Annotated in this window: 13 protein-coding genes; 5 read left to right on the top strand and 8 right to left on the bottom strand. The window is 67.9% G+C overall.

Translation table 11 applies throughout. The features are described from left to right. Positions 1-391 precede the first annotated feature (391 nt). The 4 genes from ACVOMM_RS07310 (at position 392) to sppA (ending at position 5483) form a co-directional block, all read left to right on the top strand. Entirely contained in the window at positions 392-1399 is a 1008-nt protein-coding gene (locus ACVOMM_RS07310) for a hypothetical protein (protein WP_065174442.1), read from the top strand. After that, positions 1392-1961, top strand: coding sequence for a DUF3106 domain-containing protein (locus ACVOMM_RS07305; protein WP_053515743.1), 570 nt, complete (start codon positions 1392-1394; stop codon positions 1959-1961). The genes ACVOMM_RS07310 and ACVOMM_RS07305 overlap by 8 nt, the downstream gene beginning before the upstream one ends. Positions 1962-2086: 125 nt before the next feature. Next, a complete protein-coding gene (locus ACVOMM_RS07300) occupies positions 2087-3451 on the top strand; it encodes an MATE family efflux transporter (RefSeq protein WP_053515745.1) in 1365 nt (454 codons plus the stop codon). A gap of 109 nt (positions 3452-3560) precedes the next feature. After that, complete coding sequence (sppA, locus tag ACVOMM_RS07295; protein ID WP_053515746.1) at positions 3561-5483, top strand: signal peptide peptidase SppA; 1923 nt, start codon at positions 3561-3563, stop codon at positions 5481-5483. Between the two features lie 100 nt (positions 5484-5583). Here sppA and ACVOMM_RS07290 read toward each other — a convergent pair whose 3' ends face one another. Then, positions 5584-5796 (bottom strand): hypothetical protein, encoded by a 213-nt coding sequence (locus ACVOMM_RS07290; protein ID WP_180876527.1) that lies wholly within the window; start codon positions 5794-5796, stop codon positions 5584-5586. Between the two features lie 111 nt (positions 5797-5907). Here ACVOMM_RS07290 and ACVOMM_RS07285 point away from each other — a divergent pair, with 111 nt between their 5' ends. Then, complete coding sequence (locus tag ACVOMM_RS07285) at positions 5908-6684, top strand: SDR family oxidoreductase (RefSeq protein WP_065181584.1); 777 nt, start codon at positions 5908-5910, stop codon at positions 6682-6684. 38 nt (positions 6685-6722) lie between these two features. Here the strand turns inward: ACVOMM_RS07285 and ACVOMM_RS07280 are convergent, their stop codons facing one another. From ACVOMM_RS07280 to ACVOMM_RS07250, 7 genes are all read right to left on the bottom strand, one after another. Next, a complete protein-coding gene (locus ACVOMM_RS07280; protein ID WP_481526071.1) occupies positions 6723-7445 on the bottom strand; it encodes a hypothetical protein in 723 nt (240 codons plus the stop codon). A 25-nt stretch (positions 7446-7470) separates the two neighbouring features. Further along, entirely contained in the window at positions 7471-8145 is a 675-nt protein-coding gene (locus ACVOMM_RS07275; RefSeq protein ID WP_481526070.1) for a DUF4124 domain-containing protein, read from the bottom strand. Positions 8146-8201: 56 nt separating this feature from the next. Next, a complete protein-coding gene (gene tsaC, locus ACVOMM_RS07270; protein WP_080375246.1) occupies positions 8202-8792 on the bottom strand; it encodes an L-threonylcarbamoyladenylate synthase type 1 TsaC in 591 nt (196 codons plus the stop codon). Between the two features lie 105 nt (positions 8793-8897). Beyond that, positions 8898-11384 carry a DNA topoisomerase I gene (locus ACVOMM_RS07265; protein ID WP_481526069.1) on the bottom strand — a complete coding sequence of 829 codons (2487 nt, stop codon included), beginning with the start codon at positions 11382-11384 and terminating at the stop codon, positions 8898-8900. A 191-nt stretch (positions 11385-11575) separates the two neighbouring features. Next, positions 11576-12508: an RDD family protein gene (locus ACVOMM_RS07260; RefSeq protein WP_053517104.1), complete on the bottom strand. Its 933-nt coding sequence runs from the start codon at positions 12506-12508 to the stop codon at positions 11576-11578. A gap of 48 nt (positions 12509-12556) precedes the next feature. Then, entirely contained in the window at positions 12557-13294 is a 738-nt protein-coding gene (locus tag ACVOMM_RS07255) for a pilin (RefSeq protein ID WP_481526068.1), read from the bottom strand. Positions 13295-13333: 39 nt separating this feature from the next. Continuing rightward, the gene (locus ACVOMM_RS07250; protein ID WP_053517108.1) at positions 13334-13807 is read right to left on the bottom strand and encodes a DUF494 family protein; all 474 of its coding nucleotides are present in this window, start codon (positions 13805-13807) and stop codon (positions 13334-13336) included. Between the last annotated feature and the right edge of the window lie 7 nt (positions 13808-13814).

The following is a 13814-nucleotide window of genomic DNA, read 5'->3' as shown; positions in this document are numbered from 1 at the left end:
TGCACCCGCATGCCGCCCGGAAGGCCCACACGGGGGACGTCGCCGAATCATAAATGTCACCTAAATATCGGTGTCCATTGGAGATTCAGTCTTATCCACACGTTCTGTGGATAACACTGTGCGTTACCGGTCAACGGCTGCGCAGGACGCCGATGGCGACGGCCTCGCCCTTGGGTTGGTCAAAAAATCGCCATACTTTAAAATGTATTAAAATCAATATGTTATGTGTGAAACATTGCTGAAACCGAGTGAATTCAGCGAGATGTCGCGGTTTTGCCGGGCGCCAGCGTGGTGCTGTGCACAACCTGCAGCATGAAGTGCCCACGGACGCAAGTCCTGCCGGGCGCCGATGGCCTGCCGCTATCATGCCGGCAGACCTCTGGAGTGACCGATGACCGCTGTGCCCGCCCCTGTTTCCTCGACCGCGGCCGGTGCGCTGTCGGCGTTTCTGCGTGGCGTAGAGCGCCGTGCCCTGGTAGTGGCGGAGCTGCAATGCGGCGACCCGGCCCGGGCCGAGCAGACCCTGGTGGCGGTGATGCGCGCCTTCTCGGCCGTTGCCAGCGATCTGCCGATGGCACAGTGGCCGACCCGCTTCTGGACCCTGCTGGGGCAGCGGCAGGCACTGCGCGAGCCGGCCCCGGGCCAGTGGCCGCCGGCACTCGCCGCACTGGGCGGCATGGCACCGCTGCCACGGCTGGCCCTGCTGCTGCGGGTGGGCGGCAGCCTGGATGAGAACATCGCCACGCGGGTACTCGATCGTGATGAGGCCGGCTACCAGCAGCTGCTGGCCGATGCCTGCCCGCGTGATGCCCAGGGTCAGCCGGATGCCGTTGCCTGGCGCGGCCTGGCCGAACAGGTGCAGCAGCGCATCCGCGACCTGCCGGCGCAGCGCCTGCAGCAGCTGCAGCAGCCGGCAGCTGCCACCAGCAGCAATCCGCAGGCGCCGACGTCCAGCTGGAGGGCACCGCAGCGCGATGAACGGAGCGCTGCCAGCCCCCGGCGCCGGCGCCCCGATGCCCGACCGCGCTGGCGCGGGCCGGCGATCCTGCTGCTGACGGTGGCAGTACTGCTGGCAGCCGCTCTGGGCTGGCGCCATTGGAGCGGTCGGTCGCTGGTGAGCGATGCGCCGCTGCCGGAGGGGGTGGTTGCCGAGGCCGGCCCGGTCACGGTCGAGGCGCTGCCGCCGAGCACGGTCGCTGCCACGCCGCAGGCGGACAGCGCCCCGGCCAACGATGACGCAGCAATGCTGGCCGACCGCGATTATCCGTTGCTGGCCGAGGCCGATCTGTATGCCTGGACGGCCGCCGGTGGTCCGCTGCCGGTGGACGAATCGCAGACCAAGCCGAGCCGGCCAGAGCCGGCCAGCGCAGTGCTGGAAACCGCCGCCGCCGATGAATAAGTCCGTGATCACCAGCCTGCTGCTGGCCATCCCGTTGTCGCTGTCCGCAACGCCCCAGACCCTGAATGTTCCACTGCCACCCGCGCCGGCGGCCACGCCCGCGGTCCCGCCATCGGCGGCACCCACCGCGTTCGTCCAGCTCGACGCGCAGCAGCAGCGGCAGCGCCGCGCCGACTACGCCGCTTGGCGCGCGCTGCCGGAAAGCGAGCGCGAACGCATCCGTCAGGCGGCCACGCGGTTCGCCGCACTGCCGGCCGCACAGCAGGAGCGCCTGCGCTCGCAATTCCAGGCACAGGACCAGGCGTTCCGCGATGGCTGGCGGTTGGGGCCGCAACTGGGCGTGGAGTTTCCCAAGCTGCATGGGCTGTTCGGCTTCCTGCCACCGCAGCAGCGCGACAGTGCACTGGCCGTGCTGCACCAGCTCAGCCCGGCACAGCTGGCGCAGTTGGCGCTGGTGGCCCAGCGCACGCCGCCGCAGGAACGCGATGCGGTGCGCAGCGCGTTCCTCGCCGTACCTGCTGCGGAACGAGACGCCTGGCTCAAGCGCCAGGCCGGCCAGTAAGCGCGCGGTCAAACCCAGCGTTCACGCCATGTCATGGGAATGAACGCACCGCGCGCGTAAGATGACGGCCCGCAACCCGGTGCCTGTGCCCTTCGCGCGCAACCGCAGTTCGCGTTCCGCATCCCATGTCCAACGCAACCTCCACGCCGCGCTTCAGCAAGGAAGTCGGCGCCACCGGTCTGCTCGCCCTGCCGCTCGTGCTCGGGCATGTCTCCACCGGCCTGATCTCCTTCGTCGACAACGTGATTGCCGGTCATCACGCCACCTCAACCCTGGCGGCCGTGACCATCGGCACGGCCCTGCTCTGGCTGCCGATGCTGATTCCGATCGGCACGCTGATCTCGCTGACCGCCTCGGTATCACAGCTGCACGGCGCCGGCCGCGAGCGCGAGATCGGTCCGCTGTTCCGGCAGGCGTTGTGGCTGGCGCTGGGCCTGGGCCTGATCATGTTCACCTTCCTCACGGTGGTGCCGCCGCTGCTGCCCGCCTTCGGCATCGCGCCGGACATCGTGCCCGGCGCAACAGCGTTCCTGCATGCGGTGCGCTGGGGCGGGCCGGCGCTGACGCTGTACTTCTGCATGCGCTATCTCAGCGAGGGCATGCACTGGACGCTGCCGACCATGTTGATCGGCTTCGGCGGCCTGGTGGTGCTGGCGCCGATGGGCTACGTGCTGGCCAACGGCAAGCTGGGCTTCCCGGAGCTGGGTGCCGAGGGCCTGGGCATCGCCTCGGCGGTGATGATGTGGTTGCAGGCAAGCGCATTTGCCCTCTATCTGTGGCGTACCCGGCGATTCGCCCATCTGCAGCTGTTCTCGCACTTCGAGTGGCCGCGCTGGAAGGCGATCTGGGACCTGCTGCGCACCGGTCTGCCGATCGGCATCACCGTGCTGATGGAAGGTGGGTTGTTCATCGTCACCGCGCTGCTGATCGGCCGCCTCGGCGCCAACGAGGCGGCAGCCCACCAGATCGCGATCAACGTGGCGCAGCTGTGCTTCATGATCCCGATGGGCGTGGCCGAGGCCACCACGGTGCGCGTGGGTCATGCAGTGGGGCGGGGTGATGGCTTCGGTGTGCGTCGTGCAGCCTGGGCCGGCTACGCGATCATCATGGGTACACAGACGTTGTCCGCGCTGGTGCTGCTGTTCGGCCACGATGCCATCGTCGGGGTGTACACCAACGATCTGGCGGTGGCCGGCCTGGCCTCCACGCTGCTGCTGTACGCGGCCACCTTCCAGTTCCCGGACGGCATCCAGGTGCTGTCGGCCGGAGCTCTGCGTGGCCTGAAGGACACCCGCGTGCCGATGTTCATCGCCATGTTCGCCTACTGGGGCCTGGGCATGCCGCTCGGCGCCGGGCTCGGCCTGGGGCTGGGCATGGGCCCGCAGGGCATGTGGATCGGCCTGATCGTCGGCCTCACTGCCGCCGCCATCCTGATGGGCTGGCGCCTGCGTCGCAGCAGCCAGCGCATCGGCCAGTCCGCGCTGTCCTGACCCTCCGCCCGTCACCCCGTGACGGGCGATCCCCTGACTTGTGTCCGATGCCGCCTCACACGGCACCGGCTATGCTGTTACCACGGCAAGAAGCCATCCGGAGCGCTCCATGAATCAACCCGTGCCCCCGCTGCCCCAGGCGCGTCGCAATCCCGTCGCCAGTTTCTTCATCGGGCTGTGGGACGTCATGAATTTCACCCGCCGGTTGATCCTCAACCTGGTGTTCTTCGGCCTGCTGTTCCTGCTGCTGGTGGTGTTCGTCATCGCCGCCGGCATGGGCGCCGGTGCCAGCAAATCGCTGCAGGACCGCACGACCCTGGTGATCGCACCGGAAGGACGCCTGGTCGAGCAGTTCAGCGCCGATCCGGTCAGCCGCGCGCTGGCCAAGGCCGTGGGCGACAACAGCGCCGAAGAGGTCCAGCTGCGTGACCTGGTCCGGGTGATCGAGTCGGCGCGCGAGGACAAGAAGATCGAACGCGTGGTGCTGGAACTGGACAAGCTGCAGCCCTCCGGCTTCGCCTCGCTGCGTGAAGTCGCCGCCGCGCTGCAGAGCCTGCGCGCGTCCGGCAAGCAGCTGGTGGCCTACAGCGAAAGCATGGGCCAGTCGCAGTACCTGCTGGCTGCGCAGGCCGACGAGGTCTACCTGGATCCGATGGGATCGGTGGTGCTCGAGGGTCTGGGCCGCTACCGCCAGTACTTCCGCTCCGGCCTGCAGGACAAGCTGGGCGTGGACGTGCACCTGTTCAAGGTGGGCGAGTACAAGTCCGCGGCCGAGCCCTATGTGCTTGATGCTGCTTCGCCGGCGGCCAAGGAAGCCGACCTGTACTGGATGAACGACGTGTGGCAGCGCTATCTGGGCGACATCGCCAAGGCGCGCCGGCTGGATCCGGCGCAACTGGCCGCCGGCATCGATACGCTGCCCGAAGGCGTGGCGGCTGCCGGTGGCGATCTGGCCAAGTTCGCCCTGCAGCAGAAGCTGGTGACCGCGCTGAAGACCCGCGAGGAGTTCGAAGACCTGATGATCGAACGCGGCGTGGCCGATGAAGACGCTGAGGGCGGCTTCCGCAATGTCGATTTCGGTCGCTACATGGCCCTGCTCGACGCCCGCCGCAGTCCGGTGGATGCACGCCCGCAGGTGGCCGTGGTGGTTGCCGCCGGCGAGATCAGTGGCGGTGACCTGCCGGCCGGCCGCATCGGTGGTGAGTCCACGTCGGCGCTGCTGCGCGCTGCGCGCGACGACGAGCAGGTCAAGGCCGTGGTGCTGCGCGTGAATTCGCCGGGTGGCGAAGTGTTCGCCTCCGAGCAGATCCGCCGTGAAGTGGTGGCCCTGCAGGCCGCCGGCAAGCCGGTGGTGGTGTCAATGGGTGACCTGGCCGCGTCCGGTGGTTACTGGATCAGCATGAATGCCGATCGCATCTACGCCGATCCCTCGACCATCACCGGTTCGATCGGCATCTTCGGCATGATCCCGAACTTCAGCCGCGCGCTGGACAAGATCGGCGTGCATACCGATGGTGTCGGCACCACGCGCTTCGCCGGTGCGTTCGACGTCACCCGTCCGATGGATCCGGCGGTGGGCCAGGTCATCCAGACGGTCATCAACAAGGGCTACGCCGACTTCACCGGACGTGTCGCCGAAGCACGCAAGAAGCCGGTCGAGGCCATTGATGAGGTGGCCCGTGGCCGTGTCTGGAGTGGCGCGCAGGCAAAGGAACGTGGTCTGGTCGATGCCTTCGGTGGCCTGAAAGACGCCGTGGCCGACGCCGCCAGCCGCGCCAAGCTGGGCGGCGAAGACAAGTTCCGCGTGCGTTACATCGAAAAGGCCGCGACCCCGTTCGCGCAGTTCGTCAGTGGGTTTGCCGGCAGCCGTACTGGTGCCTGGATGCTGTCCGATTCGGGCGTGGCGCGGATGATGCTGGCGCGCACGATGCCGGAAGTGGATACCCAGCTGCGCTTCGTCGAAAACGCCGCGCGCGAAAAGGGTAACGGCGCTCCGGTAAAGACCCTGGCGTACTGCTTCTGCGGGTTCTGAGCACAGCCAGCCACGCGTAGCGTGGATCGACGGAAAACGCCCGGCCCTTGGCCGGGCGTTTTCGTTTGGCGGCGCTCCGCTGACGGCGCCATCGCGGCGATCAGCGCGCTGCGTCGGCTTCCGCGCTGCGCTCGCGCTCGGCGCCATCATCGACGGTCTTCTGCACGGCGCGCGCGCGATCGATCGGTTGCTGCGCTGCACGGGCCAAGGCTTGGGGTTCCGGCGGCCGTTCCGGGTCCGGTGCCGGTGGGCGTTGGCAGCCGGCCAGCAATACAGTCGTCGACAGCAGTACGGACAGGATCAGGATGCGCATGGCGGCTCTCCACGACGGGCGTGCGGCCAGTGTGGCACCGCCGGCAGGGGCGTGCCGTGAGCGCGTATCCTTTCTGCATCGGAACACAGCGGGCGCAGCCCGGGAGGACACATGACCCAGCAACGGTGGCGACTGGACGGGCAGACCGCACTGATCACCGGCGCCAGCGCCGGCATCGGCCTGGCCATCGCGCGTGAACTGGCCGGCTTCGGTGCCGACCTGATGATTGTCGGGCGCGACATCGACGCGCTGGAAACCGCGCGCGACGAGCTGGCCGACGCCTATCCCGACCAGCAGGTGCGCGCGCTTGCCGCCGACGTCTCCGACGACGAGGATCGCCGGCAGATCCTGGACTGGGTCGAGGACCATGCCGATGGCCTGCACGTGCTGGTCAACAATGCGGGTGGCAACATCACCCGCGCCGCCATCGACTATACCGAGGACGAGTGGCGCGGCATCTTCGAGACCAATCTGTTCTCGGCGTTTGAACTGTCGCGCTATGCGCATCCGCTGCTGGCACGTCACGCGTCGTCGGCCATCGTCAACGTCGGCAGCGTCTCCGGCCTGACCCATGTGCGCAGTGGCGTGGTGTACGGCATGAGCAAGGCGGCGATGCATCAGATGACCCGCAACCTGGCCGTGGAATGGGCCGAGGACGGCATCCGCGTGAACGCGGTGGCGCCGTGGTACATCCGCACGCGCCGCACCTCCGGGCCGTTGTCTGACCCTGACTACTACGAGGAAGTCATCGATCGCACGCCGATGCGCCGCATCGGTGAGCCGGAGGAAGTCGCCGCGGCCGTGGGCTTCCTGTGCCTGCCGGCGGCGAGTTATGTCACCGGCGAATGCATCGCCGTGGACGGCGGCTTCCTGCGCTACGGGTTCTGACCGTCACCGCGTTGGGCCCGCGCCACGCCGGCAGGTCCTCACCCCGGTACCGGGCAGTCGCTGGCCTCGAGCACGGCCTGCAGACGCTCGCGCTCGCTGCGCGCGGCGTCGAGGTTCTCCGGCGCGGCGAAGCGCTCACGCCCCCGGGCGTCGCGCAGGCGCTGCTGCCAGCTGCCGCAGCGCTGGATCTCGGGAACCTCCTCGCAGCGGTCGCGTACCACTTCGCAGCTGGCGGCATTGGCCGGGGTGACACCGCCAAGACCCTGTACGTCGAGCAGCACGCAGTGCGGTGGCGCCGCCTCGTACTCGTGCAGGTAGCGGCTTCCTTCCTCGCTGCTGCACTGGAAGATCGGCGGCAGCGGTGCCCGTGGCGCGGTGTCGCTGCGGCTTGCCGGGTCCGTCCGCAGCGGCAGCGCTGCGCTGTCCAGAATGGCGTCGCCGCCGCCAGCGGGTTCAACCATGCCCGCTTCCATGATGGTGCGCGCCTGGTCGAGCCGGCGCGGCGTGTCCGCCGCTGCCGGCGGCGGCGCTGACGACGGGGCGAGCTCCATTTCCTGGCCGGCGGGCGGCTCCACGCGCGGTGCCGGCGTCGCTGCTGGCGCCGGTACCCGCTGGATCTGCTGCGTGCTGCCTTCGGGGCAGGGCGTGCGCTGCAGGGTAGGAACGTCGCTGCTGCTGAATGTGCAGCGGTAGATCACCATGTCCTCGGCGAACGCGTTTGCGGGCAGCAGCGCCAGAACCAGCCAGAGTGCTTTTCTCATGCGTGCAGCCTACACGGGCAGGGGCTCAACGCTCGCAGTCGCGCGACAGGCGCGCATCGATACCGCGCTGTTCGTTGCTGATCGCGGTGCGCTCGCTCTGCAGCGCGCTGTTGTAGCGGCGGTCCAGCTCCCAGCGGCGATCGCGCAGGCGCGAACAGACTTCCTGCGGCGGCAGCGCATGGCAGGTGTCGCGGACCAGGATGTTGCCTGCCGGCACCTGCACGCCGACGCCGACCGCAGGTGGCCGGTAGATCGGCGGACCTCCGGCCGATGCGCCCGTAGCCGGGCGGGGCCCGGGATGGCCTGGCCCGAAATGGCCGCGCGGCGACCAGACCGTGGTCCACAGCGGGACCCAGCGTGGATTGCCTTCGTTGCTGTCGCTGGTGTAACGCTCGCCGTCAGCGGTAACGCATTCGTACATCGGTTGCGGAGGCTGGATGTAGACGTGCCGGACCTCGCGCTCGATCACGGCCGGCGGCGTGCTGGTTGCGGGCGCGGCGTCGCTGCGCACCACCTGCGGCGCCGGGTCACGCGGCCGCTGCAGGTCGCGCACTTCCTGGCGGCCGCTGCTGCACGGCGTGTCCTGCAGTGCCACGGCGCCATTGCTGCCGACACAGCGGTAGACACGCACATCGTCGCCGGCGGTGGCGGTCAATGGCAGCAGCAGGCTCAGGCAGAGGGCGGCGCGCAGCGGGCTCATGGAGGCAGCGTGCGGGATCCGGCGGAGCGGCGCAATCCGCGCGTCCACAGGGCGGCTCAGGATCGCAGGACGTTGCCGCTGAGCGCATCGCGGATCGGCGTCGGCTGGGCCAGGCCGCCGGTCGGGCCGTCCAGGATACCGTCCAGCAGGCGCAGCAGGCGCGGATCCAGTTCCTCGCGGCTGCGTGCGGGCGGCTCGCCGGCCAGGTTGGCGCTGGTGGAGACCAGCGGCCCGCCCCACGCGTGGCACAGTGCCGCCACCAGCGGGTGGGCGCTGATGCGCACCGCGATGCCGCTGTGTTCGCCGGTGATCCAGCCTGGCGCGCGTGATCCGGCCGGAAGAATCCAGGTGTTGGCGCCGGGCCAGCTGGCCAGCACTGCACGCTGACGCTCGTCGGGCAACGCCTGCAGGCGTACCCAGCCTTCCAGCTGCGCCAGCTCGGCGGCCACCAGGATCATGCCTTTCTCGATCGGCCGCTGCTTCAGCCGCAGCACCGTGTGCACCGCCGCTTCGTGCGACGGGTCGCATCCCAGGCCCCAGACCGCTTCGGTGGGATAGGCGATCACGCCGCCGGAGCGCAGCAGGGTGACGGCAGAATCCAGGGTGAGTTCTTTCATGGTGGCGACCGGCCCGGCATGGGCCTTCATTATCCTCCCACCGCGTGCAGATGGGGTGGACCGGCGCCATCGAGGCGGCGGCGGACCGGGCACTGCACTGCCCGCGCCCGACCGGTGGCCGGGCGCTGTCCCACATCAGGCCTTCTTGACGACCTTCTTTGCCGCTTTCTTCGCCGGTGCCTTCTTGGCGGCGGCCTTCTTTGCCGGCGCCTTTTTCGCGGCCGCCTTCTTGGCCACTGCCTTCTTCGGCGCGGCTTCCTTCTTCACCGCCGCCTTCTTCGCCGGTGCCTTCTTGGCAGCGGCCTTTTTCGCGCCGAAGCCCTTGCGCACCGGCTTGCCGGTTTCTTCCATCAGCTGCTGCACTTCGGCCAGCGTCAGCGAGGCGGGCTCGCGGTCCTTGGGAATCTTGCCGTTCATCCTGCCGTCGCTGATGTACGGGCCGAAGCGGCCATTCAGCACCTGGATGTCACTGCCTTCGAATTCCTTGATGATCCGGTTGCGCGCGATCTCTTCCTTCTCTTCGATCAGGAAGACGGCGCGGGCCAGGTCGATGGTGTACGGGTCGTCTTCCTTCTTCAGCGAGGCATAGGTGCTGCCACGCTTGGCGAACGGGCCGAAGCGACCAATGCCGACGCTGACCGGTTCGCCCTTGTCCTCACCCAGCGCGCGCGGCATCAGGAACAGCTCCAGCGCGTCTTCCAGGGTGATGGTGTGCATCGACTGGCCCGGGCGCAGCGAAGCGAACTTCGGCTTCTCCTCGGCATCTTCGGCGGTGCTGCCGATGGCGGCGTACGGCCCGAAGCGACCCAGGCGCACGCTGACCGGCTTGCCGGTCTTCGGGTCGGTGCCAAGCTCGCGCGCACCACTGGCTTCGGCACGATCAACCGATTCCTTCTTGTCCTCGACCAGCTCCTTGAACGGCTCCCAGAAGCGTGACATCAGCGGGATCCACTCTTCCTCGCCGCGCGAGACGGCGTCCAGCTCGTCTTCAAGCCTGGCGGTGAAGTCGTAGTCCACGTACTGGGTGAAGTGGCTGGACAGGAACTTGGACACTGCACGACCGACGTCGGACGGACGGAAGCTGCGACCTTCCATCTCCACGTACTTGCGGAACAGCAGGGTCTGGATGATCGAGGCGTAGGTCGAGGGACGACCGATCCCGTACTCTTCCAGCGCTTTGACCAGTGCCGCCTCGGTGAAGCGGGGCGGCGGCTGGGTGAAGTGCTGCTCGGCCAGGATGCGTTCCAGCGGCACGCGGTCGCCAGGCTTCATCGCCGGCAGCTTGCGGCCTTCGTCCTCGTCTTCGGCGCTCTTGCTGTCCTTGCCTTCCTCGTACACGGCCAGGAAGCCGGGCACGACCACGGTGGTGCCACTGGCACGGAAGACGTGTTCGCTGCCGGCCGACAGGTCGACGCTGACGGTGTTGAGCGTGGCCGGAATCATCTGGCACGCTACCGCGCGCTTCCAGATCAGTTCGTACAGCCTGCGCTCGTCGTCGGTCAGGAACCGCGACACCTGCGCCGGCGTGCGCAGCGCCGAGGTCGGTCGCACCGCTTCGTGCGCTTCCTGGGCGTTCTTGGACTTGGTCTGGTAGGTGTTGGGCTGGTCCGGCAGCGAACCGATGCCGTAATCGCGGGCGATCACGTCGCGGATTTCCGCCAGCGCATCCTGAGACAGGTTGACCGAGTCGGTACGCATGTAGGAGATCAGGCCGACCGTGCCCTCATCGCCGATTGCCACGCCTTCGTACAGCTTCTGCGCCACCTGCATGGTCTTGCGGGTGGTGAAGCCGAGCTTGCGCGAGGATTCCTGCTGCAGGGTGGAGGTGGTGAACGGCGGCGCCGGGCGGCGCTTGCGCTCCTTGCTGGCCACGTCGGTGACGTGCAGCGAGCCCTGCGCCGCCTGCTGGATGCGCAGGCGCGCAGCCTCGGCGGTATCGCCGTCGGTGATGGTGAACTGTTCGAACTTCTGTCCGTCCAGCTTCACCAGCTTGGCATTGAAGTGTTGCGACGGGTGCGCGCATTCGGCGGCGATGGACCAGTATTCGCGCGCGATGAAGGCTTCGATCTCTTCCTCGCGCTCGACGATCATGCGCAGTGCCGGGCTCTGCACGCGGCCGGCGGACAGGCCGCGCTGTACCTTGCGCCACAGCACCGGCGACAGGTTGAAACCGACCAGGTAATCCAGCGCACGGCGTGCCTGCTGGGCGTCCACCAGATCGCTGGCGATGGCCCGCGGCTGGTTGATCGCTTCCTTGATGGCGCGTGGGGTGATCTCGGTGAAGACCACGCGCTGCATCGGCTTGTCCTTGACCAGCCCGCGCTCCTTCAGGATCTCGGCGATGTGCCAGCTGATCGCCTCGCCTTCGCGGTCCGGGTCGGTCGCCAGCAGGATGTCATCGGCGCCCTTGGCCGCCTTGGCGATCGCATCGACGTGCTTTTCGTTCTTGTCGATCACGTCGTAGTGCATGGCGAACCCGTTGTCCGGATCGACCGCGCCTTCCTTCGGGATCAGATCGCGCACGTGCCCATACGAGGCCAGGACGGTGTAGTCCTTGCCGAGGTATTTGTTGATCGTCTTGGCCTTGGCCGGCGATTCGACGATGAGCAGGTGCTTGGGCATGGCAGCAGTGTCTGTGGGGCGAGCCGCAGGGGAGGGGCCGCTAGGGTGGAGCAAACGGCCGCATTAGTGAAGCGGCCACGGGCAAATCCATAAACTGAACGCCCGGTTGGGTGCCGGGCGTTCAGGTTTCCTTATTAGAGGAATCACGCCCGGACGCTCCATGTCAAGCGCCCAGGCGTGAGGATGGCCGGTCAGGAGGCCATCTTGGCGATGAATCCGATGGCCGCCACCATCAGGACCAGGCCGGCCAGGGCCAGCAGGGCGGTGATGACCAGGACGGCGATGGTGACCACGCCCAGCTCGCGGCGTTGCAGCTGCGGCTGGTCGGTGAAGGCCCAGCGGTCCACCACCAGGGTGTCGCACATCATGTCGTGCAGGCCCTGCTTGCGCTCGGTGAACGCGGCCATCAGGTAGCCGATGCACAGGATCAGGCCGCTCAGCACGGCGGCCCAGTAGCGTCCGAAGGCACGTCCCACGGTCAGCCGGTCACCGTTGCTGCGCACGACCTTGATGCCGACGGCCATCTTGCCCAGGGTGGCACCGCCGCGCGAGGCGTGGAACCAGGTGTAGTACACCATGGAGATCACCAGGTTGAGCAGGCCGCTGACCAGCTGGCCCATGATCTCGATGGCCGACTCGCCGCTGCCGGCGGCCCCCATGCCCGCACCCAGTGCCAGGGCGGAAATGACGCCGATGATCGTGCCGGGGATGAGCAGCACGAAGTAGTCGATCACATAGGCAGCCACGCGCTTCCAGAAGCCTGCGTACACCACTTCGCCGCCCATCACCGGCTGTGCGTGGCCGGCCATGGCTGCGGTGCCCGGCGCGCTGTAGGGCGAACTGCTGAGCGCGCCGGTGCCGGGCAGCGGCGCCGTGCCGTTGTCGATGGCCTGGTAGTCGCTGCGCAGGTCGAAGCCGCCACTGTCAGCGGCCGTGGTGGCGCTGGCCAGGGTCTGCAGGCCGAGCTCGTCGACCACCTGCCGCAGCGCGGCCCATTGCGCCATGCCCTCGCGCCAGACCAGCGTATCCAGTGTCAGCTGGCCGCGCTGGAAGCGCTGGCGGATGTCCTCGACCGGCAGCGGTCCCTGGCGTTGCTGTCCTTCGGCGAAATACCACTCAGTCATTGTGTGTCCCTCCTGGGTCGTCCTTGCTTGGGGTGCAGTGCCGATGGCTCAGCCGCGGCACTGCTGCGGCAGATACTTGTCGTTGCTTTCGCCGCTGCATTCCCAGCGGCCGCTGTCGCGGTCGTATTCCAGCCACAGCAGATCGCCATCGATGGTCTTGCCGGGCGCGGCCAGCGTGGCTTCGATACCGCAATGACCGTTGTTGAAGCGGCCGATGTGGACCGCTGACAGGCCTGCGGCGGAGAAGTCCCCCGGCGCCGGGAAACCGGCATCGTTGGCACCCGGGCACCGGCCTTCCTCATCGGCGAAATGCTGCACCTGGTCCTTCAGCGGCTGCAGTGCGGTCAGCGACGCGGCGACCTTGGAGCGCAGGGTGTAGTCGTTGTAGGCAGGCAGCGCGATGGCCGCCAGGATCGCCACGATGGGCACCACCACCAGCAGCAGTGCCCCGCCGATGATGGCGGTCAGGGCGCAGCCGGACAGGCCCTTCTTTGGTGGCGGCAACGCGGCCGCGGGCGCACTGTGGGCATAGGGGGTTGCCGCCGGCAGTACCGGAGGCTGCGGGGCAGGGGGCTGCAGCCCGGGGTCGTCGCGGGCGGCATCGACGGCCGGCACGATCAGGCCGAGCTCATCCACCACGCTGCGCAATGGCTGCCATTGCGGCAGGCCATCGCGCCACACCAGGGTGTCCAGGCTGATCTGATTGTTGCGGAACAGCTCGACAAGCTGTTCTGCCGGCAGCGGGCCTTGCTGCCGATTGCCTTCTGCATGGAACCACTCGCTCACGGGGCACGCTCCTGAATGCGCTATGCCCCAAGTGTACGGTCAGTGCAGGGGTTCTGGCTCGTCCATGAACATCTGCGTTTCCATCCAGGCGTAAGCCGCCTCGGCGCCGGGCTGGTTGAACAGCACCATCAGCACGACCCATTTCAGATCGTCCAGGTCCAGTTCGTCCTGGTCCAACGCCATCGCCCGGTCCAGCACCAGCTCGCGCTGGTCGGCATCGAGGATGCCGTGCTGCTCCAGGTACAGCAGGAAACCGCGGCATTCCACGTCCAGCTTGTCCAGCTCGGGCCCGTGATAGATGCGCACTGGGCCATCGACCCGCGCCTGGGCCACACTCGGACGCTGTGCCGCCAGGGCATCGAGCCAGTCGAATGCCTTGTTGATCTCGGTAGGGCTGAATCCGGCCTGGATCAGGCCGTTCTGGAGCGAATCGCGGTCACGGATCAGGTCCGCATCTTCGCTGAAATAGTGTTCAAACAGGTACAGCAGTACATCCAGGATGCTCTCTTTCATTGCCCCT

It is taken from the genome of Stenotrophomonas sp. STEN009 (assembly GCF_056760395.1).
Note: the sequence above shows the minus strand (reverse complement) of the source record. Positions and strands in the feature narration are given on the sequence as shown.